At 65.8% G+C, this 20,033-nt stretch carries 17 protein-coding genes and 1 pseudogene; 8 read left to right on the forward strand and 10 right to left on the reverse strand.

The genetic code is table 11. The features are described from left to right. The 3 genes and pseudogenes from ASG92_RS29810 to ASG92_RS12530 all read left to right on the forward strand — a co-directional run. Positions 1-365: pseudogene (locus ASG92_RS29810) on the forward strand (lipoyl synthase); the annotation flags it as partial. Positions 366-454: 89 nt separating this feature from the next. Beyond that, the gene (locus ASG92_RS12525) at positions 455-1,201 is read left to right on the forward strand and encodes a DUF4191 domain-containing protein (RefSeq protein ID WP_056628691.1); all 747 of its coding nucleotides are present in this window, start codon (positions 455-457) and stop codon (positions 1,199-1,201) included. Positions 1,202-1,308: 107 nt separating this feature from the next. Further along, complete coding sequence (locus ASG92_RS12530; RefSeq protein ID WP_056628694.1) at positions 1,309-1,713, forward strand: DUF3817 domain-containing protein; 405 nt, start codon at positions 1,309-1,311, stop codon at positions 1,711-1,713. A gap of 90 nt (positions 1,714-1,803) precedes the next feature. On the opposite strand, the gene ASG92_RS12535 is transcribed toward ASG92_RS12530, so the two are convergent. Continuing rightward, positions 1,804-2,241, reverse strand: a complete 438-nt coding sequence (locus tag ASG92_RS12535) for an RDD family protein (protein WP_056628696.1) — start codon at positions 2,239-2,241, stop codon at positions 1,804-1,806. A 272-nt stretch (positions 2,242-2,513) separates the two neighbouring features. Between ASG92_RS12535 and glnA (ASG92_RS12540) the strand changes: the two genes are divergently transcribed. Continuing rightward, a complete protein-coding gene (gene glnA / locus ASG92_RS12540; RefSeq protein ID WP_056628699.1) occupies positions 2,514-3,938 on the forward strand; it encodes a type I glutamate--ammonia ligase in 1,425 nt (474 codons plus the stop codon). A 291-nt stretch (positions 3,939-4,229) separates the two neighbouring features. On the opposite strand, the gene ASG92_RS12545 is transcribed toward glnA (ASG92_RS12540), so the two are convergent. From ASG92_RS12545 to glnA (ASG92_RS12560), 4 genes are all read right to left on the reverse strand, one after another. Beyond that, the gene (locus tag ASG92_RS12545; RefSeq protein ID WP_056628701.1) at positions 4,230-4,745 is read right to left on the reverse strand and encodes a GNAT family N-acetyltransferase; all 516 of its coding nucleotides are present in this window, start codon (positions 4,743-4,745) and stop codon (positions 4,230-4,232) included. Positions 4,746-4,818: 73 nt separating this feature from the next. Beyond that, positions 4,819-5,247 (reverse strand): VOC family protein, encoded by a 429-nt coding sequence (locus tag ASG92_RS12550; protein ID WP_056628704.1) that lies wholly within the window; start codon positions 5,245-5,247, stop codon positions 4,819-4,821. A 75-nt stretch (positions 5,248-5,322) separates the two neighbouring features. Then, a complete protein-coding gene (locus tag ASG92_RS12555; RefSeq protein WP_056628707.1) occupies positions 5,323-8,334 on the reverse strand; it encodes a bifunctional [glutamine synthetase] adenylyltransferase/[glutamine synthetase]-adenylyl-L-tyrosine phosphorylase in 3,012 nt (1,003 codons plus the stop codon). Between the two features lie 9 nt (positions 8,335-8,343). Then, positions 8,344-9,684, reverse strand: coding sequence for a type I glutamate--ammonia ligase (gene glnA, locus ASG92_RS12560; protein ID WP_056628710.1), 1,341 nt, complete (start codon positions 9,682-9,684; stop codon positions 8,344-8,346). A 266-nt stretch (positions 9,685-9,950) separates the two neighbouring features. Here glnA (ASG92_RS12560) and panB point away from each other — a divergent pair, with 266 nt between their 5' ends. Continuing rightward, on the forward strand, positions 9,951-10,856 hold the full coding sequence (panB, locus tag ASG92_RS12565) for a 3-methyl-2-oxobutanoate hydroxymethyltransferase (RefSeq protein WP_056628714.1): 906 nt from the start codon (positions 9,951-9,953) through the stop codon (positions 10,854-10,856). 27 nt (positions 10,857-10,883) lie between these two features. Here the strand turns inward: panB and ASG92_RS28315 are convergent, their stop codons facing one another. Beyond that, positions 10,884-11,048 carry an SPOR domain-containing protein gene (locus tag ASG92_RS28315; RefSeq protein WP_157372206.1) on the reverse strand — a complete coding sequence of 55 codons (165 nt, stop codon included), beginning with the start codon at positions 11,046-11,048 and terminating at the stop codon, positions 10,884-10,886. 125 nt (positions 11,049-11,173) lie between these two features. Between ASG92_RS28315 and map the strand changes: the two genes are divergently transcribed. Together map and ppgK are read left to right on the forward strand one after the other, a co-directional pair. Next, positions 11,174-12,052 (forward strand): type I methionyl aminopeptidase, encoded by an 879-nt coding sequence (map, locus tag ASG92_RS12570; RefSeq protein ID WP_056628716.1) that lies wholly within the window; start codon positions 11,174-11,176, stop codon positions 12,050-12,052. 82 nt (positions 12,053-12,134) lie between these two features. Beyond that, positions 12,135-12,938 carry a polyphosphate--glucose phosphotransferase gene (gene ppgK / locus ASG92_RS12575; protein ID WP_056628717.1) on the forward strand — a complete coding sequence of 268 codons (804 nt, stop codon included), beginning with the start codon at positions 12,135-12,137 and terminating at the stop codon, positions 12,936-12,938. Between the two features lie 142 nt (positions 12,939-13,080). Here the strand turns inward: ppgK and nrdR are convergent, their stop codons facing one another. The 3 genes from nrdR to ASG92_RS12590 form a co-directional block, all read right to left on the reverse strand. Further along, complete coding sequence (gene nrdR / locus ASG92_RS12580; protein WP_082579484.1) at positions 13,081-13,593, reverse strand: transcriptional regulator NrdR; 513 nt, start codon at positions 13,591-13,593, stop codon at positions 13,081-13,083. A 120-nt stretch (positions 13,594-13,713) separates the two neighbouring features. After that, on the reverse strand, positions 13,714-15,090 hold the full coding sequence (gene hisD / locus ASG92_RS12585; RefSeq protein ID WP_056628724.1) for a histidinol dehydrogenase: 1,377 nt from the start codon (positions 15,088-15,090) through the stop codon (positions 13,714-13,716). Positions 15,091-15,171: 81 nt separating this feature from the next. After that, positions 15,172-15,735, reverse strand: coding sequence for a hypothetical protein (locus ASG92_RS12590; protein WP_056628727.1), 564 nt, complete (start codon positions 15,733-15,735; stop codon positions 15,172-15,174). 180 nt (positions 15,736-15,915) lie between these two features. Between ASG92_RS12590 and ASG92_RS12595 the strand changes: the two genes are divergently transcribed. After that, positions 15,916-16,374, forward strand: coding sequence for a flavin reductase family protein (locus tag ASG92_RS12595; protein WP_200951958.1), 459 nt, complete (start codon positions 15,916-15,918; stop codon positions 16,372-16,374). A gap of 79 nt (positions 16,375-16,453) precedes the next feature. On the opposite strand, the gene dnaE is transcribed toward ASG92_RS12595, so the two are convergent. Continuing rightward, positions 16,454-20,011: a DNA polymerase III subunit alpha gene (gene dnaE, locus ASG92_RS12600; protein ID WP_056628733.1), complete on the reverse strand. Its 3,558-nt coding sequence runs from the start codon at positions 20,009-20,011 to the stop codon at positions 16,454-16,456. Positions 20,012-20,033: the final 22 nt, after the last annotated feature.

Genomic DNA, 20,033 nt, shown 5'->3' on the forward strand with positions numbered 1-20,033 from the left:
AGTCCAACCTGATCCTGGGCATGGGCGAGACCCGCGAGGAGATCTCCGCGGCGCTGCGGGACCTGCACGAGGCCGGCTGCGACCTGATCACCATCACCCAGTACCTGCGCCCGTCCGAGCGCCACCTCCCGGTGGACCGCTGGGTCAAGCCGCAGGAATTCGTCGACCTCCAGCAGGAAGCGGACGAGATCGGATTCCTCGGCGTCATGTCCGGACCGCTCGTGCGGTCCTCCTACCGTGCCGGCCGCCTCTGGGCCACCGCCATGCGCAAGAAGGGCTGGGAAATCCCGGCCGAACTCGCGCACATCGAAAGCTCCGGCAGCACCCGCCAGGAAGCCAGCTCACTGCTCGCAGCGCACTCCTAAAGAAACATATCTTTTCCTTGGCCGGGGGCCGGGGCCGGATCCCTCCGGCGTCCGGCCCTTTGTCGTAAATCACGTAGAATTAAGGCACTATGGCGAAATCCCCTGATTCCAGCAACTCACCGGCAGCTGACGCTCCCAAGCGCGGCCTCTTCTCGCGCAAGCCCAAAGAGGCAAAGGTCAAAAAGCCCAGCCGGCTCAAGCAGATCGGCGAAGTCTTCAACATGACCCGCCGCCACGATCCGATGGTTCCGTGGCTAATGCTGCTGGCGTTCCTGGGCGTCGTCGCCGTAAGCCTCATCATTGGCCTGGTGCTGGAAAACTGGATCACCGCCCTGATCATCGGCATCCCGCTCGGCTTCCTGGCCGCCACCCTGATCCTGTCACGGCGGGCTGAGCGTGCTGCGTTCGCCCAGATCGAGAACCAGCCGGGAGCATCGGGCGCCGCCCTGAGCACGCTGAAGCGGGGCTGGATCACTGAGGAACAGCCGGTTGCCGTCAACCCGCGCACGCAGGACGCGGTCTTCCGCGCCATCGGCCGTCCCGGCGTCGTCCTCGTCTCCGAGGGACCGACGCACCGCGTGAGGCCCCTGGTGGAAGCCGAACGGAAGAAGCTCGTCCGGATCCTGCCCAACGTCACGATCCACATCATTGAGAGCGGCCGCGGAGAGGGCCAGGTCCCGATTAGTCAGGTCGCGAAAAAGATGAACAAGCTGAACAACGAGCTCACCAAGACCGAGGTCAGCGCCGTTTCGAAGCGCATCTCGTCTTTGGGCGGCCGGCTTCCGATCCCCAAGGGCATCGATCCCTACAAGGCCCGCCCACAGCGCGGACGCTAACCCACACCTGAACCGCCCCGGCGGCCGCCGCACCAGCGCCGGCCCCGGGGCGCTTTTGTCAGGATTGCCAAGCCCGCCCAGCGACACCAACTGAAGCCGGAGCCTCTGTGAAATACCCGTCACCGCCTGCCATCATCCGCGTCTTCCGGCTTCTGGCCGTGGCCGAAGCCTTCAGCTGGGGTGCCCTGCTGACCGGAATGTACTTCAAGTGGGTCGCCCGGACCACCGAACTCGGCGTGGAAATTGCCGGGCCCGTGCACGGCGCACTGTTCATCGGCTACGGCATGGCCGCCTTGGTCCTGTGGCGGCTGCAGCGCTGGCCGTTCGCCGTGGCGCTGTTCGCCGGACTATCGGCCGTCGTCCCCTTTGTGACCGTGCTGTTTGAACGCTGGGCGGACCGCCGGGGCCACCTCTCTGCAGCCGATGCGCCTGCCTCTGATGTGACCGCGGCCCGAAAGCGCGGAGAGACTCCGGCTCAGGAACGGGCCGTGGAGGAGACAGCGGCCCGTTAGTCGGCGGGCCGAGCAGGAGCCGAGGCCCGGACCAGGGCCGGGACCAACAGGGCAGGCATGCAAGGGCCAGGGCCTTGCATCAGAGCTTTGTCACATCCGTACCAGCATGGTGTTCATGGCTTTGTCATGCAGCCCGCGCTGGTCGGGATCGAAAATTACCGCCGGAACCACCAGGCAGAGCAGCAGCGTGCGGACGAGCGCCGCGACGGGCCCGGCCGGCGTGCCGCCCAGCCGCACCACGTGGATGCCCAATACCCTGTGTCCGATGCTGTAGCCCAGCGTGCCGATCAGCAGGATCTGCTCGGCGGCGAAGACCCCGAGCGTGGCCCAGGAGTTGCCGGCGAAGAAAAAGTTGCTGATCAGCAGCGCTATGGTCCAGTCGATGGTGATCGCCAGGATTCTGCGTCCCGCCCGGGCGATGGACCCGGGGCCCGATTCGGGCAGGCCAAGGCGCTCCCCCGGGTACTTCGAAATGCCGGAAGTGTCCGGCCCACTGAGCCAGGAGCCGATGTCTCTGCGATCTACCATCGTCCCAGTTTAGCGAGCCGCCCGTCCGCCACGGACGCTCACACTGTGGATGCGGATGGACCACAGTGTGGACTCCGTATAGCGTTTACATATCAGGCGGTTCTGTAACCTGCCGGAAACAAAGCGGACACGGCCGGGAAATCCCGTGTCCCTAGGGTGGTAACAGTTGCTAGCGAGCTGGGAGCGGGGGCACTTTTGTGTTTTCGCCCCTTCTGATTGCGCTGGGCCACATGGCTTTCCAGCCAGTTATTACATATGCGTAAGGAGCATAGATGTTCAAGACTGCGGACGAAGTCCTCAAGTTCATCAAAGACGAAGATATTAAGTTCGTCGATATCCGCTTCACCGATCTTCCTGGCGTTCAGCAGCACTTCAACGTGCCCGCCAAGAGCGTGGACGCAGATTTCTTCGTCAACGGCCAGCTCTTCGACGGATCGTCCATCCGCGGCTTCCAGGGCATCGCAGAATCCGACATGCAGCTCATTCCGGATGTCACCACGGCGTTCCTGGACACGTTCCGTATGGAGAAGACGCTCGCGCTGAACTTCTCCATCGTGAACCCCCGCACCGGTGACCCTTACCACCGCGACCCCCGCGGCGTGGCCGAGAAGGCTGAGGCCTACCTCGCATCCACCGGCATCGCCGACACCGCATTCTTCGCACCCGAGGCCGAGTTCTTCGTGTTCGACAACGTCCAGTACCAGTCCTCCCCGCAGGGCAGCTTCTACAAGATTGACTCCGAAGAAGCCGCCTGGAACACCGGCCGCGAGGAAGAAGGCGGAAACCTCGGTTACAAGACGCCCATCAAGGGCGGCTACTTCCCGGTTTCTCCCACCGACAAGCAGGCCGACCTGCGAGACGCCATGTGTGTTGCCCTGGATGAGGCCGGCCTTGAGGTCGAACGCAGCCACCACGAAGTCGGTTCCGCCGGCCAGGCTGAGATCAACTACAAGTTCACCACCCTGACCCACGCTGCCGATGACCTGCAGAAGTTCAAGTACGTCGTCAAGAACACGGCCGACGCCTGGGGCAAGTCGGTCACGTTCATGCCGAAGCCGGTCTTCGGCGACAACGGCTCGGGCATGCACTGCCACCAGTCGCTGTGGAACGGCGGCGATCCGCTGTTCTACGACGAAAAGGGCTACGCGGGCCTGTCCGACACGGCCCGCTGGTACATCGGCGGCCTGCTGAAGCACTCCTCGGCCGTGCTGGCGTTCACCAACCCGACGGTCAACTCCTACCGCCGCCTGGTCAAGGGCTTCGAAGCCCCGGTCAACATGGTTTACTCGCAGGGCAACCGCTCCGCCGGTATCCGCATCCCCATCACCGGTTCCAACCCGAAGGCCAAGCGCATCGAGTTCCGCGCTCCGGACCCCTCCTCAAACCCGTACCTGGCGTTCGCTGCCCAGCTGATGGCCGGCATTGACGGCATCCGCAACCGCATCGAGCCCCCGGCTCCGATCGACAAGGACCTCTACGAGCTCCCCGCCGAGGAAGCCAAGGACATCCCCAAGGCTCCCGGCACGCTTGAGGAAGCCCTGGAAGCACTGGCCGAGGACAACGAGTTCCTCCAGGCCGGCGGCGTGTTCACCCAGGACCTGATCGACACCTGGATCGAGTACAAGTACGAGAACGAGATCCGCCCGCTGTCCCTGCGCCCGAACCCGTACGAGTTCGAGCTCTACTACGGCGTCTAGTCAGACCCCGACGCTAAACCCGGTTTAGCCACAGAAAGTCCGCCCGGGCTGCCAGCATCCGCAACGGCAGCCCGGGCGGACTTCTCTTTTTAACGCCGAAAGCTGGCTCCAGGCGTGCTGAGACCGTGGAGCCAGCCTTTTCCGGCGAGTGTCCCCGAGATGAAGACTCTTTCAAGCCTTCCCCCCAACAAGGTTTGAAGAACACTGCCAAGACACAGACTAGGCACGCAGCGGGCACCGTGCAATGGTTTCGGAGGCCCGCCTTCAACCGGTGTTGACGGACGCGCGGGCTCAGAAGGCGGCGTACATGATCCTCTGCGGCCCGGCGTCGCCGCCCAGATATGTGCCGGCATCCTCAAATCCTGCTTTGAGGTAGGCGGCTTGCCCTGCACTGTTGCGTTCGTTGACGGAAAGTACGACGCCGGCCTGGCCGCTTCCCGTTCTCGCCGTCAGTCTTGCGGCGGCCGCCACCGCCGCGGCAGCCGCCGCTGTCCCCAAGCCTGCGCCCTGCCGGCGCCGGTCAATCAGGAATCCCCGGAGCAGCCACACGGAATCGTCGTCCGGCCATCCGGCAAGCCGGGCGGCTCCCGACTGGAGCGTCAGCACCCCCACTGCTTCCCCGCCCGCTTCAATGACGTAGGGCCTGCGGGATTCTTCCTCAAGCCCCACCAGCATCATGCGCAGAGGATCGCCCACGAAATCCTCCTGGCCGGGCCCCACTTCCATCCCGGCCACTTCGCCGAGATGGATGGACCGGGCATCAGCATCTAGGTCCCGGAGGGAGATCAGCCATACCGTGGAAAGCATGACCTCAGCCTACCCGCGCGGCGCTGCCTCGATCCCGCTGGCGGCACCGCCTCTATCCGGCTGGCGGCCGTCTCTATCCGGCTGGCGGCGCCGGGGCGTCCGCCGGAGGTCCGGCCGGATCCATCCACATCACTTCCCACAGGTGGCCATCCGGGTCCTGGAAGCTGTGGCTGTACATGAAGCCGTAGTCCTGGACGGGCTGGGACTCCGTACCCCCTGCGGCGATCGCCTTCCGGTACATGTCGTCGACGCCCTCACGGCTGTCCACGGAGAAGGCCATGATCGCTTCGGTGCTGCTGTTGGCGTCCACAATGCTCTTGGACGTGAATGTCTTGAAGAAACCCTCGACGAGGAGCATGACGTAGGCGTCGTCGTTGATGATCATGCAGGTGGCATTCTCATCGGTGAAATCCGGGTTGAACGAGAACCCCAGGGACGTGAAGAATTCGACGGACCTGTCGAGGTCCCTAACGGGCAGATTCATGAAGATTTGGGTAGCCATGCGCCCCAACCTAGCACTTGGCCTACAAGGTGTCAGCCCTCCCCGGCCGCCGGAATTCCTTCCTGCGCCGGGCACCTACGGGCCGTAAAAAACCTTCTCAAAGACGCCCCGTGCGCGCCGGCTGACCCGCAGGTAGTCTTCCTCGAAAGCCGTGGCCATCCCCTCCTCGTATCCGCACCACCGGGCAACCGCCTCCAGGTCGCGCCGGGAGGAGGGCAACAGGTCCGATGCACGGCCCGTCCAGATCACATTCGCGGAGCGGATCCGGCTGGCCAGACGCCACGCGTCCGCGAGCAGCCCGGCGTCGCCGGCGTCGAGCAGCCCCAGTGATGCTGCGGCGTGGAGCGCTTCGAGCGTTGACGTCGTGCGCAGCTCGGGGTGTTTTCCGGCATGCCGGATCTGCAGGAGCTGAACCAGCCATTCGACGTCGCTGAGCCCGCCGCGGCCGAGCTTGAGGTGCCGGGCGGGATCCGCGCCGCGCGGCAGCCGTTCGGATTCCACCCGTGCCTTGATCCGCCGGATTTCACGGACGTCAGCTTCGGAGAGTGATTCCGGGTACCGGATCGGGTCGATCAGCCTGAGGAAATCCGCGGCAAGCTGGTCGTCGCCGGCGATCGGCCGGGCACGCAGGAGTGCCTGCGCTTCCCAGACCAGTGACCATCGCCGGTAGTACTCGGCGTACGACTCCAGCGACCTCACCATGGCGCCGCTCTTGCCCTCGGGACGCAGGTCGGCGTCGACTGCAAGCACCCGTTCGGCCATGATCGCCGGTTTAAGCGGCTGGGTCAGCAGGCTCGACAGATGCCCCACGATCTTCGCGGCCTGCTGCTGGGCTTCGTCGTCCGAGGCGCCCGGCAGGGCGCGGTGGACGTACAGGACATCGGCGTCGGAACCGTAGCCGATCTCGCGGCCGCCCTGCCGGCCCATGGCCACCACGAGTACGGACGTCTTCAGCGGGCCGGATGCAGCGACGATGTTCTCGGCTGCTCGCAAGGCCCCAAGGATGGCCGCCTTGTCGGTCTCGGCGAGGGCGTCCCCCACCTGGTCCTGGGCGAGCAGCCCGGCGCTGTCGGCTATGGCGATGCGCAGGATTTCCCGTCGGCGGATCAGCCGGATAAGCCTCATGGCGTTCTCCGGATCCGCGTGCCGGGACATCTTGGACGCAATTTCCTGCCACTGCGCCTCGAAGCTGAGCGGCGTCAGTTCCTTGTCCGTCCCCAGCCACGCCACGGATTCCGGTGACACCTCAAGAAGGTCGGCAATCAGCCGTGAGTTGGACAGCATGTGGCACAGCCGCTCCGCCGCCGCCGCGGAATCCCGCAGCATGCCCAGATACCAGTGCGTGGTGCCCAGCGCTTCACTGACCCGGCGGAAGGCGAGCAGACCGGCGTCGGGATCCACGCCTTCGGCGAGCCAGCCCAAAAGGATGGGCAGCAGCTGCCTTTGCAGGGCGGCGCGCCGGCTGACGCCCGCGGTGAGCGCCTCGATGTGCCGCATGGCGCCCTGCGGATCGCGGTAGCCCAGCGCCGCGAGCCTGCCCTGCGCGGCCTCAGGCGTCAGGCGGGCGTCCTCGCTGCTGAGCTTGGCGGCCGTGTTCAGGAGCGGGCGGTAGAAGATCCGGTCGTGGAGCTCCCGGACCGACCGCTTCGTTTTCTGCCAGGTCGCCATGAGCGCGTCCGGGTGGGGCCGGTCAAGGGAGAACGGCCCCAGCACCGCCTTGGCCAGGGCCCGGAGCGAGTCCTCCTTGACCGGCATGAGGTGCGTCCGGCGCAGCTGAAACAGCTGGATGCGGTGCTCGAGCAGGCGCAGGTAGCGGTAGGCGTGATCGAACTCGGCTGCGTCTGCGCGGCCGATGTAGCCGCCGGTGGACAGGGCGGCGATCGCCGACGTGGTGTCGCGGCGCCGCAGCGTCTCGTCGGACTTCCCGTGGACCAGCTGGAGGAGCTGCACCGTGAATTCGACGTCCCGCAGCCCGCCCCTGCCGAGCTTGATCTGGCGCTGTTCCTCCGCCGCGGGAATGTGTTCAGTGACGCGCCGGCGCATGGCCTGCACGGACTCGACGAACCCCTCCCGGCTCGCCGAGGTCCAGACCAGCGGCGCGACCGCGTCCTCATACCGCTTGCCAAGATCGGCGTCGCCCGCGATGGTCCGTGCCTTGAGCAAAGCCTGGAATTCCCAGCTCTCCGCCCAGCGCGCGTAGTAGCTCTGGTGCGAAGCGAGCGTCCGGACCAGGGGCCCGGACTTTCCCTCGGGCCGGAGGTTGGCGTCCACTTCCCACAGGCCCGGTTCCCGCGCCGGCGACGAAATGGCGCGCGAGATGCCCGAAGCCAAGGCCGTGCCGATGGTGTTCGCGCGGGCGTCGTCCAGCTGCCCCGTTTCCACGACGTAGATGACATCGACGTCGGAGATATAGTTCAGTTCGCGGGCACCGCACTTGCCCATGCCGATCACGGCCAGGGCGACGTCGGCGACCTCGGCAGCGTCGAACTGCCCGGCCGCCTCGGCCCGGGAGACAGCGAGGGCGGCTTCGATGGCCGCCCCGGCCAGATCGGCGAGCTCGGCTCCGACGGCCGGCATGAAGTCCAGCGGATCGGCGGCGCAAAGGTCCTTGACGGCCAGGTCCACCACGCCCCGGCGGTACGCCGTCCGCAACGCCTCGTAGGCTTCGGGGCCAGAGATACCCGCCACCGGCCGTGAGGCCTTCGGGTCTGCGCGCACCGCCCTGAGCAGCTGGGCCCGCAACTGGTCCGGCGCCGCCTGCAGCGGCTCCGGGCTGGCAGTCACATCGAAGGCGTCCAGATGCTCCGGATGGCGGATGAGGAATTCACCGAGCGCCTCGCTGGCACCGAGGACACGGTAGAGCGGCTCGCTCGTATCAGTGTCCGCCGCCGCCAGCTTTCTCAGGTCCGGGTGCTTCTCGATGAGCCGGACCAGGGACTGCAGGGCGGCATCCGGGTTCGCGGCCAACTGGAGCCCCGCGAAGAGCACGTCCTGGTCAATGCCCTCCAGCTCGCGGGCAGCCAGGAACCTTTCGCCCTTTTCCAGGTCGCTGAAGCCGGCCGATATGAGACGGCGGGCGAGGCTCACCGCGATCGCCTAAAGGATGGCGAGGTTGCGCTGCAGCTCATAGGGCGTCACCTGGAGGCGGTAGTCCTGCCACTCGGCCCGCTTGTTGCGCAGGAAGTGTTCAAAGACCTGCTCGCCGAGGATCTGCGGCATGAGTTCAGAGTCCTCCATGGCGCGGATGGCGTCATGCAGGCTCGCAGGGAGGGGATCGTGGCCCATGGCCCGACGCTCCGCCGAGCTCAGCGACCAGATGTCATCCTCCGCCGCGGCGGGGAGCTGATAGCCTTCCTCGATTCCCTTCAGTCCGGCACCCAGGAGCACCGCGTAGGCGAGGTAGGGGTTGGCCGCCGAGTCGATGCCGCGGTACTCGATGCGTGCGGACTGCCCCTTGCCCGGCTTGTACAGCGGGACACGGACCAGGGCCGAGCGGTTGTTGTGGCCCCAGCTCAGGTAGCTGGGTGCCTCTCCCCCGCCCCAAAGGCGCTTGTACGAGTTCACGAACTGGTTGGTCACGGCGGTGAATTCCGGTGCGTGCTTGAGGATGCCGGCGATGAACTGGCGGGCGGTCTCCGAGAGCTGGAACTCGGAACCGGCCTCATAGAACGCGTTGGTGTCGCCCTCAAAGAGCGAGAAGTGCGTGTGCATGCCGGAGCCCGGGTGCGCCGTGAACGGCTTGGGCATGAAGGTGGCGTAGGTGCCCTGCTGGAGCGCCACTTCCTTGATGACGGTCCGGAACGTCATGATGTTGTCCGCCGTCTGGAGTGCGTCCGCGTAGCGAAGATCGATTTCGTTCTGTCCCGGTCCGGCCTCGTGATGGCTGAACTCCACGGAGATGCCCACGGACTCGAGCATGGTCACCGCGGTGCGGCGGAAGTCCTGTGCCACGCCGCCGGGGACGTGGTCGAAGTAGCCGCCCTCATCCACCGGAATCGGTGAACCGTCGGGACCGGGCTCCTGGGACTTGAGGAGGTAGAACTCGATTTCCGGGTGCGTGTAGCACGTGAAGCCCATGTCCGCGGCCTTCGCCAGGGTGCGCTTGAGGACGTTGCGGGGGTCGGCGGCTGACGGCTCGCCGTCGGGCGTCAGGATGTCGCAGAACATCCGGGACGTCTGCTCCGTCTCGCCGCGCCACGGCAGGATCTGGAACGTGGAGGGATCCGGCTGGGCCAGCATGTCCGACTCGAAGACACGGGCCAGTCCTTCGATGGCGGAGCCGTCGAAGCCCAGGCCCTCCTCGAAGGCACCCTCAACTTCTGCCGGCGCCAGGGCCACAGACTTGAGTGAACCCACGACGTCGGTGAACCACAGACGCACGAACCGTACGTCACGCTCTTCGATCGTGCGCAGGACAAACTCTTGCTGGCGGTCCATGAAGGCCTCTTCTCCGGGTCAACGTCCATGCCCCGGGTCCGTTGATGACGAAGCCGTGGCAGCTCACGAATCACTTTACTAAGCATTTCCGCATGATGCTGGCGCAGCTGCCCCGCGTAACACAGCGTTAACACGACGGGCGGGCCGGACCAGTGGCCGGCAGGACCCGGCGAGGCGCGTGCGGACGGCCGGGTTGTGATGCGAATCACCCGCGCGCCCCTGCCGCCCGGTGGCTAGGACCGCGGGTATCGCATTACGCTCTTGCCATGGCCTCAAGCAGCAGTTCCGACTCAAGCATGTCCGCGGAAGTACCGGCACCTTACGGCAACGGCCCCGCGGGGGCTGCGGCGCCGCCGTCGGAAACTCCCAAGAAGGCCGTGTCCCGAATCCGCACGCACCACCTGCAGCAGGCAAAAACCAACGGTGAACGATTCGCCATGCTGACCGCCTACGAGCAGTACTCGGCCGAGATCTTCGACCAGGCCGGCATCGAGGTCCTGCTGGTGGGCGATTCGGCGTCGAACAATGTGTTCGGCAACGAGACCAGCCTCCCCGTCACCGTCGATGAGCTGCTGCCGCTGTGCCGCGCCGTCTCGCGTTCGGCCAAACGGGCGCTTGTGGTGGCGGACCTTCCTTTCGGCAGCTACGAGGTATCCCCGCAGCAGGGAGTTGCCACGGGCGTCCGTTTCCTCAAGGAGGGCCTGGCGCACGCTGTCAAGATCGAGGGCGGCAAGTTCTACGCCGAAACGGTCAGGGCCATGGTGCAGGCGGGCATTCCCGTCATGGCGCACATCGGCTTCACCCCGCAGAGCGAGCACTCCCTCGGCGGCTACCGCGTGCAGGGCCGCGGCGATGACGCGGCGCGGCTGATCGAGGATGCGGTGGCCCTCGCCGACGCCGGCGCATTCTGCGTACTCATGGAAATGGTTCCCGCCGAGACGGCAGCGGCCGTCGACGCGGCAGTGCAGGTGCCCACGATCGGCATCGGGGCCGGCAACATGACCACCGGCCAGGTCCTGGTCTGGCAGGACATGGCGGGGCTGCGCGGCGGCAAGATGGCCAAGTTCGTCAAGCAGTACGCGGATCTGCGGACACTACTGGGCGATGCCGCCAAGGCGTACGGCGACGACGTCCGCTCGGGCCAGTTCCCGGGTCCGGAGCACTCCTTCTAGGACACGTCCGCGGTCAGTCCTCGCTGGTCAGTCCTCGTCGCCCTTTTCCCAGGCTTCGTTGCGTGCCTTGACCTTCTCGAGGGCGTGTTCCGCTTCCTGCCGGGTCTTGTAGGGGCCAATCAGCTGGCTCCAGTCGGACATCGCGTCTTCTTCGACCTCGTGGGTATTCACGTTGTACCAGTACTCGGGCATCGACGTTCCTCGCTTCCGGTTGGCAGCCGGCCCCGCCGACGTGATCCACGTAACGTAACCCGCAACGGGGCCGGGATGCCGCATAAATTTACATGGCATTCTGCGGTGCCTTATATGATCAATCTATGCCTTCCTTAGCCTCGACCGCACCCACCGGCACGCTCACCCCGGGATCTGTCAGCCCGCAGCGGCCCGTACCCGCGTCGATCCCGCGGCCCGAGTACGTCGGCAAGCCCGGCCCGGCCAAATTCACCGGCTCCGAGGTGAAATCGGCCGAAACCATTGAGAAGATCCGCCTCGCCAGCCGGATAGCGGCGCAGGCGATCGTGGAAGTGGGAAAGCACATCGCGCCGGGCGTCACCACTGACGAACTGGACCGGATCGGCCACGAGTTCCTTCTGGACCACAACGCCTATCCCTCCACGCTCGGGTACCGCGGCTTCCCGAAGTCCCTGTGCTCCTCGCTCAACGAAGTCATCTGCCACGGAATTCCGGACAGCACGGTGCTTCAGGACGGTGACATCCTCAACATCGACATCACGGCGTTCATCGGCGGTGTGCACGGCGACACCAATTACACCTTCCTCGTCGGAGACGTGGATGAGGAATCGCGCCTGCTCGTGGAGCGGACGAAGGAATCCCTCAACCGGGCCATCAAGGCGGCCGCTCCCGGGAGGCAGATCAACGTGATCGGCCGCGCCATCGAGTCCTATGCCAAGCGCTTCGGCTACGGCGTGGTCCGCGATTTCACCGGGCACGGCGTCGGAGAGGCGTTCCACACCGGCCTCATCATTCCGCATTACGACGCCGCTCCGGCCTACAACACCGTGATCGAAGCGGGCATGGTGTTCACCATTGAGCCCATGCTGACCCTCGGCACCATCGAATGGGACATGTGGGCGGACGACTGGACGGTGGTCACCAAGGACCGCAAGCGCACCGCGCAGTTCGAACACACGCTCCTGGTCACCGAATCGGGCGCCGAAATCCTGACTCTTCCCTAACCTCTGCGGGCCGCCCCGGCCGCAATCCGGCAAGCCACCCTTGCCCTCCCAAGCCCCCTACCCTGCCACGAACGGAATTCCATTGGCCAAGAAGGACGAAAAGACCCGCAAGAACCCGCCGCTGATTGGCGTCGACATCGGCGGAACCGGAATCAAGGGCGGCATCGTCGACCTGAAGAAGGGCAAGCTGATCGGCGACCGTTTCCGGCTGGCCACGCCCCAGCCGGCAACTCCGGCAGCGGTCGCGGAAGTAGTGGCGCAGGTGGTCGAAGAACTGTCGTCGCGCCCTGATGCCCCCGACGCTGACAGCCCGGTTGGTGTGACGTTCCCCGGCATCATCCAGCACGGCGTGGTCCACTCCGCCGCCAACGTGGACAAGAGCTGGATCGACACCGACATCGACGCGCTGCTGACAGCCCGCCTGGGCCGTCCGGTGGAAGTTATCAACGACGCCGACGCCGCTGGCCTCGCGGAAGCCCGCTACGGCGCAGGCGCGGGAATTGGCGGCACGGTCCTGGTCATCACGCTCGGCACCGGCATTGGCTCGGCGTTCATCTTCAACGGCCAACTGGTACCCAACGCTGAACTCGGCCACCTCGAGATCGACGGCTTCGACGCCGAAACCAAGGCCTCCGCCGTGGCTCGGGAACGGGACGGCCTCAGCTGGGAAGAGTACAGCGTGCTCCTCCAGCGCTACTTCTCCCACGTGGAGTTCCTCTTCTCCCCCGAGCTGTTCATCGTCGGGGGAGGCATCTCCAAGCGTGCGGACGAATACCTGCCGCACATGAAGCTGCGCACGCCGATCGTTCCCGCCGTGTTGAAGAACGAGGCCGGGATCGTGGGCGCCGCCATCGAAATTGCACTGCAACACGACCTGGCGAAGTAGCTCCGGACAGGGCCGGTAGCGGAGGCTGCAACAGCACCCGACCGGCTACGCGGAAGGCGGCAGACACAATGTCTGCCGCCTTCGTTTGTCCTACTGGAGCCGGTGGCGGCCGCGGCTTCCCCTCCGCTGCCGCCACCGGAGCTTAGAGCGGGCTCTTTTCGGAGCTCTTGCCTTCGGAACGCTTGGCTTCGGCGCCCTTGGCTTCCACTTCGGCCTCGTGGCGAAGCAGCGCAATGGCGGACTCGAAGTCTTCCAGCGACTCGAAGGCCTGATAAACGCTGGCGAAGCGGAGATACGCCACCTTATCCAGCTTCTGCAGCGGGCCGAGGATGATCAGGCCCACCTCGTGGGCGTCGATCTCCGCCGCGCCGGAGGCCCGGATGTTTTCTTCGACTTCCTGCGCCAGCATGGCGAGGTCGTCCTCGCTGACCGGCCGGCCCTGGCAGGCCTTGCGAACGCCGTTGATGACCTTGCTGCGGCTAAAGGGCTCGCCCACGCCGGAACGCTTGATCACCGAGAGACTGGTTGTTTCGACCGTGGTAAACCGGCGCCCGCACTCGGGGCATTGCCGGCGGCGGCGGATGGCGGAGCCGTCATCGGCCATCCGGCTGTCCACCACGCGGGAGTCGGGGTTACGGCAAAACGGACAGTACACGCTGTTCCTTCCCCGGTGCGTAATGGCGCTCCCGGCTTCAGAGGTGCCGGAGTTTGTTCCGGATCCAGTTTACGGCTACATGTAGCTGAATAACAAGCCTGTAATTACTACATCTAGTGGTTAGCGACCGTTCCTGAAGCGGGCTGTCACGGCGTCTCCGTGTGCCGGGAGGTCTTCCGCGCCGGACAGGCTCACGATGTGTCCGGTGACCTGTTCCAAAGCGGACTCCGTGTAGTTGATGACCTGGATGGCCCGCAGGAACGTGGTCACGTTGAGCCCCGACGAAAATGCCGCAGTTCCGCTGGTGGGCAGGACGTGGTTGGAGCCGGCGCAGTAATCGCCGAGGCTGACGGGGCTGTAGTCCCCAACGAAGATGGCGCCGGCATTGCGGATCCGCGATGCCACCGCAGCGGCGTCCGCCGTCATGATCTCAAGGTGTTCTGCAGCGTAGGCATCACAGGCCGCAATCCCCTGCTCGAGGTCGTCCACGAGGACGACGCCGGACTGCGGCCCGGACAGGGCTTCGCGCACGCGCTGGCCGTGCTTGGTGGAGGCTGCCTGAAGCTCGAGTTCCTCCCGCACGTCCGCGGCAAGCCGGAGGGAATCCGTGATCAGGACGGACGCGGCCTTCGGATCGTGTTCGGCCTGGCTGATCAGGTCCGCGGCCACGAAGGCGGCCCGGGCTGTCGAATCCGCCAGAATGGCAATTTCCGTGGTGCCCGCCTCGGAATCGATGCCCACGACGCCCTTGACGAGCCTCTTGGCCGTGGCCACGAAGATGTTCCCGGGTCCGGTCACGACGTCCACCGGCTCCAGCGCCGGCTCGCCGTCCCCGCCGGGAACTCCGTAGGCGAACGCGGCGATGGCCTGGGCCCCGCCGATCGCGTACACCTCGCCGATGCCCAGCAGCGCGGCGGCGGCCAGGATGGTGGGGTGCGGGAGCCCGCCGAAGTCCTTCTGCGGCGGCGACGCGAGTGCGATGGACTCCACGCCTGCAGCCAGGGCAGGAACCACGTTCATGATGACCGACGACGGGTAGACGGCTAGGCCGCCCGGCACGTACAGGCCCACGCGGGCCACCGGAACCCACTTTTGGCTCACCACGGCGCCGTCACCGAGGGAGACGTCGACGTCGGCCGGCCTCTGGCCGTCCGCGAACCGCCGGGCGCGGCTGATGGACTCCTCAAGCGCTGAGCGCACGGCCGGGTCCAGGCCGTCCAGGGCTGACTGGAGCGCCTCCGCCGGAACGCGCGGATGCGCCTGCTCCACGCCGTCGAACGCTTGTGCAAATTCAGCGAGGGCGGCAAAGCCGCGCTGGCGGACGGCGGAAATGATGTCCGTGACTTTCTGCTCTGCGTCGGCCATCGTCTGGTGCCGTGCCCGCGGCACGGCCTCGCGGAGTTCCGCGAGGCTCAGTCGCCGGCCGCGCAGGTCAACGGTGCGGAATTCGACGGCGGGGGATGTCGGGCGTACGGAGCTGTCCGGAGAAGTGGTCACCCGTTCATTTTACGCGCCGCGGCACCGGCCCCTGCGGTGTTACGGGATGCGGTCCGGTCAGCGCGCCGGACGGCGGCGCTGTCAGTAGTCGTGCCCTGCGTCTTGCCCTGCGGCCGGGTCCTTGGACTTGCCCAGCAGGCTGATCACGCGCAGGGCGAAAAAGCCGGCCGCGACGGCCGCCGGCCAGAGCAGCAGGACGGTGTGGGACCTCAGCGAGAATGCGACGCTGGCATTGGCCGACGTGTCCTGGGGCTGCCCCAGCCAGAGGCCCGCCAGCACTCCGATCTGCCAGGCGAGGACGGCTGCCGCCCCGCCGGCGGCCACCGACAACACCAGCATCCGGCGCGTTCCGCCGTCCTTGCGACCGGCCAGCAGCACGGCCACGAGGCTGCCGGCGAAGACGAACAGCCCGGCCAGGACCAGGTCCCGCGGGAGCCAGCCCTCGCTGTTGGTCCCGGATGCCAGCTCGGCGTTGCCGGAGAGTAGGTTCATTCCGCCCGGCGCCAGGAGCCACCACAGCAGCCCGGCCGGGATGCCCGCTCCGATGATGCCCGCGACCCACGGCCAGCTCCGCCGGACGCTTTCCGGGGCGCCATCCGGCTGGTGGTGGTGGCGGACCGGAGGCGCGGTTGCAGGCTGTGTCATGAAGAAACGTTAACAAATGTTGGTCCGCGTTGCGGAAACCGGACTGCGCTGCGGCCGAATGATGCAACACCCGGGAAGCCCAATAGTCTTGTAGTAGAGACACAACCACCGACAGGTTCAGCAGGGAGATCGATCACAGTGGCCTCAGATGACGGCGCCTTCGAGGGCACGTTCAAGGAAATGTTCCGCCGCCACGCAGCGGGCGTGGCCATTATCACGGTGAACTACGACGGCGTGCCCTACGGGTTCACCGCAACCTCGGTGGCATCCCTGTCCGCCAAGCCGCCGCGCTTCACTTTCAACATGGCCCGCAGCTCGAGCTCATGGCCGGCCGTTGCCAACACCACGTACATCGGCGTCCACATGCTGGGGCTGGACAACCAGGAGCTGGCTGACCGCTTTGCGCGCACCAAGGAGAGGTTCGCCGGGGACCACTGGGCCCTCGGGCCCTACGATGTGCCCGTACTCAAGGATGTGGCCGGGTGGCTGATCGGAAAGATCCAGATGCGGCTGTCCTTCGAAAACAACGCCGTGGTGGTAGTGGAAGTCGTGGAGGGGGAAGTGGGCGAGGACGGCTCACCGCTGCTCTACCACTCCGGAGCCTACGGGCAGCCGGTTCCGCTCGATTACGAAATCTAGGCAGGCGCCCTGGCACGCCCGCGGCCCCAGGGCCCGGGGCGCCGGCACGGCGCCCCGGACACCCTGCAGGCCGGACGGCTCAGGCGTCCAGGCAGGCAGGACCGAGCAGCACTTTGAGGTCGCCGAAGAGGGACGGGTTGGGGTTGACCCGCAGGTGCACGGGCAGGCCCATGACCTCGACGCGGGTGTCGCCCTGCAGGTGGACCCGAACCTCCGAGTTTCCCCGGTGGTTGCGCAGCACGTCCCCGAGTTCGGTGACCACGGCCTCCGTGGCCTTGTGCGTGGGCATCGTGATCACGACCGGCCCGTTGGTGCCTTCGCTGAGGTCCGGCACGGAAAGTTCCATGCAGTTCAAGGCGATGGCGCCGTCGTCGCGGCGCTGGAGGCGGCCCTTGACCACCACAATCAGGTCCTCGGCGAGGACCGACGCGATGGGGCCGTACACCTGGCCGAAGAACATCACTTCCATGGAACCGCCGAGGTCCTCGATCTCCGCCCGGGCGTACGCGTTGCCGCTGGCCTTGGCGATCCGTCGGCTGAGCGAGGTGATCATGCCCGCAATGGTGACGATCGCGCCGTCGTGCGGGCCGTCCTCGGCGATGATCGAGGTGATGGACTGGTCGGCGTGCTGGCTCAGGAGCCCTTCCAGCCCCTGCAGCGGGTGGTCGGAGACGTAAAGCCCGAGCATGTCGCGTTCGAACGAAAGCTTGTCCTTCTTCTCCCACTCGGGAAGGTCGGGAATCTCGATGCTCAGTGACGCTTCGGATTCGGCTTCTTCGAAGCCGGCGAAGAGGTCGAACTGCCCGATGGCCTCGTTGCGTTTGAGCGTGATCACGGAGTCGATGGCCTCTTCGTGGATCATGGCCAGGGCCCGCCGGTGGTGGTTCAGGGAGTCGAACGCGCCTGCTTTGATCAGGGATTCGATGGTGCGCTTGTTGCAGACCACCGCGGGGACCTTCATGAGGTAGTCCTTGAAGGACGTGTAGGCGCCTTCTTTTTCGCGGGCCGCCACCATGGCTTCGACGGCGTTCACGCCGACGTTGCGGATGGCGCCCATGCCGAAGCGGATGTCGTTGCCAACAGGGGTGAAGTTGAGGGCTGACTCATTGACGTCGGGCGGCAGCACCGTGATGCCCATCCGCCGGCACTCGTTGAGGTAGATCGCCGACTTGTCCTTGTCATCGCCGACCGAAGTCAGCAAAGCGGCCATGTACTCCGGCGCATAGTGCGCCTTCAGGTACGCGGTCCAGTAGGAGATCACGCCGTAGGCGGCCGAGTGCGCCTTGTTGAAGGCGTAGTCGGAGAACGGGAGCAGAATGTCCCAGAGGGTCTTGACCGCGGCCATCGAATAGCCGTTGTCCTGCATGCCCTGGGAGAAGCCGGCGAACTGCTTGTCCAGCTCGGATTTCTTCTTCTTGCCCATCGCGCGGCGCAGGATGTCGGCCTGGCCGAGGGTGTAACCGGCGAGCTTCTGCGCCACGGCCATGACCTGCTCCTGGTACACGATCAGGCCGTATGTCCCGCCGAGGATTTCGGAGAGCGGTTCCTCGAGCTCCGGGTGGATCGGGATGACTTCCTGGATCTTGTTCTTGCGCAGCGCGTAGTCGGTGTGCGCGTTGGCGCCCATCGGGCCGGGCCTGTACAGGGCCAGAACAGCGGAGATGTCTTCGAAGTTGTCAGGCTTCATGAGCTTGAGCAGCGACCGCATGGGTCCGCCGTCGAGCTGGAAAACGCCCAGCGTGTCGCCCCGGGCCAGCAGCTCGTAGGACGCCGCGTCGTCCAGGGCCAGGGTCTCAAGATCCAGGTCCACGCCGCGGTTCATTTTGATGTTTTCCAGGGCGTCGGAAATGATCGTGAGGTTCCGCAGCCCGAGGAAGTCCATCTTTATCAGGCCAAGGCCTTCGGACGTCGGATAGTCGAACTGGGTGATGACCTGGCCGTCCTGGAAGCGGCGCATGATCGGAATCACGTCGATGATGGGGTCCGAAGACATGATGACACCGGCGGCGTGCACGCCCCATTGCCGCTTCAGGCCCTCGATGCCCAGTGCGGTCTCGAAAACCTTGGCGGCCTCGGGGTCGGTGCTGATCAGCTGGCGGAAGTCACCGGCTTCGCTGTAGCGCTTGGCTTCCTTATTCTGGATGTCGGCCAGCGGAATGTCCTTGGCCATCACGGCCGGCGGCAGCGCCTTGGTCAGCTGCTCGCCCATGCTGAACGGGTAGCCCAGCACGCGCGAAGAGTCTTTGAGGGCCTGCTTGGTCTTGATGGTGCCGTACGTGACGATCATCGCCACACGTTCGTCGCCGTATTTGCGCGTGACGTAGTCGATCACTTCGGAGCGGCGCCGGTCATCGAAGTCGACGTCGAAGTCAGGCATGGAGACGCGGTCCGGGTTGAGGAAGCGCTCAAAGATCAGGCCGTGGTGCAGCGGATCAAGGTCGGTGATGCGCATGGCATACGCCACCATGGAACCTGCACCCGAGCCACGTCCGGGACCCACCCGGATGCCGTTGTTCTTGGCCCAGTTGATGAAGTCGGCCACCACCAGGAAGTAGCCGGGGAAGCCCATCGAGGTGATGACTTCCAGCTCATAGTCGGCCTGCTTGCGGACCTTGTCCGGGATGCCCTGGGGATAGCGGTAATGAAGTCCCTTGTCGACTTCCTTGACCAGCCAGGACGTTTCGTCCTCCCCCTCCGGGCAGGGGAACCGGGGCATGTAGTTCGCGCCGGTGTTGAACGAAACTTCGCAGCGCTCGGCGATCAGTAGCGTGTTGTCGCACGCCTCCGGGTGGTCGCGGAAGAGTTCACGCATTTCCTGCGGTGACTTCAGGTAGTAGCCGCTGCCGGAAAACGCGAAGCGGGAGCCGCCGTTGTCGTAGGTCGGCTCCAGGAGGGTGGAACCCGACTGGATGGCCAGCAGGGCCTCGTGCGCCTTCGCGTCGTGCTCGTGCGTGTAGTGCAGGTCGTTGGTGGCCACCAAAGGCAGGTTCAGGTCCTTGGCCAGGCGCAGCAGATCGCCGGTGACCCGCCGTTCGATGTCCAGGCCGTGGTCCATGAGCTCGCAGAAGTAGTTCTCCGCGCCGAAGATGTCGCGGAACTCTGCGGCAGCCTCAAGCGCTTCGCGGTACTGGCCGAGCCGCAGCCGGGTCTGGACCTCACCGGAGGGGCAGCCGGTGGTGGCGATGAGCCCTTCCGAGTAGGTGTTCAGCAGCTCCCGGTCCAGCCGGGGCCATTTGCCGAAGACCGAGTCCAATGAGGCGATCGAAGAGGCACGGAACAGGTTCCGCATGCCCACGTTGTTGTAGCTCAGCAGGGTCATGTGGGTGTAGGAGCCGCCGCCGGAGACGTCGTCCTTGCGCTGGCTTTCCTCGCCCCAGCGGACCCGGCTCTTGTCACCGCGGGCGGTCCCGGGAGTCACGTAGGCTTCGACGCCGATGATCGGTTTGATGCCCTTGTCTGTGGCCTTGCGCCAGAAATCAAACGCGCCGAACAGATAGCCGTGGTCCGTCGTGGCCAGGGCGGGCATCCCCAGGCGTTCGGTTTCGTCGAACAGCTCCCCCAGGCGGGCCGCACCATCCAGCATGGAGTATTCGGTATGGGTGTGCAGGTGGACGAACGAGTCATTGCTGGAAGTCACCGGACCATTCTAGTGCCGCCCG

It is taken from the genome of Arthrobacter sp. Soil736, from assembly GCF_001428005.1.
GTDB lineage: Bacteria > Actinomycetota > Actinomycetes > Actinomycetales > Micrococcaceae > Arthrobacter.

What these genes read in the sequence shown, in the direction of transcription:
- ASG92_RS12525 (WP_056628691.1), top strand. Translation starts at nt 455, where the DNA reads ATGGCGAAATCCCCTGATTCCAGCAACTCACCGGCAGCTGACGCTCCC.
- ASG92_RS12535 (WP_056628696.1), bottom strand. Translation starts at nt 2,241, where the DNA reads ATGGTAGATCGCAGAGACATCGGCTCCTGGCTCAGTGGGCCGGACACT.
- glnA (WP_056628699.1), top strand. Translation starts at nt 2,514, where the DNA reads ATGTTCAAGACTGCGGACGAAGTCCTCAAGTTCATCAAAGACGAAGAT.
- ASG92_RS12545 (WP_056628701.1), bottom strand. Translation starts at nt 4,745, where the DNA reads ATGCTTTCCACGGTATGGCTGATCTCCCTCCGGGACCTAGATGCTGAT.
- ASG92_RS12550 (WP_056628704.1), bottom strand. Translation starts at nt 5,247, where the DNA reads ATGGCTACCCAAATCTTCATGAATCTGCCCGTTAGGGACCTCGACAGG.
- glnA (WP_056628710.1), bottom strand. Translation starts at nt 9,684, where the DNA reads ATGGACCGCCAGCAAGAGTTTGTCCTGCGCACGATCGAAGAGCGTGAC.
- panB (WP_056628714.1), top strand. Translation starts at nt 9,951, where the DNA reads ATGGCCTCAAGCAGCAGTTCCGACTCAAGCATGTCCGCGGAAGTACCG.
- ASG92_RS28315 (WP_157372206.1), bottom strand. Translation starts at nt 11,048, where the DNA reads ATGCCCGAGTACTGGTACAACGTGAATACCCACGAGGTCGAAGAAGAC.
- map (WP_056628716.1), top strand. Translation starts at nt 11,174, where the DNA reads ATGCCTTCCTTAGCCTCGACCGCACCCACCGGCACGCTCACCCCGGGA.
- ASG92_RS12590 (WP_056628727.1), bottom strand. Translation starts at nt 15,735, where the DNA reads ATGACACAGCCTGCAACCGCGCCTCCGGTCCGCCACCACCACCAGCCG.
- ASG92_RS12595 (WP_200951958.1), top strand. Translation starts at nt 15,916, where the DNA reads ATGTTCCGCCGCCACGCAGCGGGCGTGGCCATTATCACGGTGAACTAC.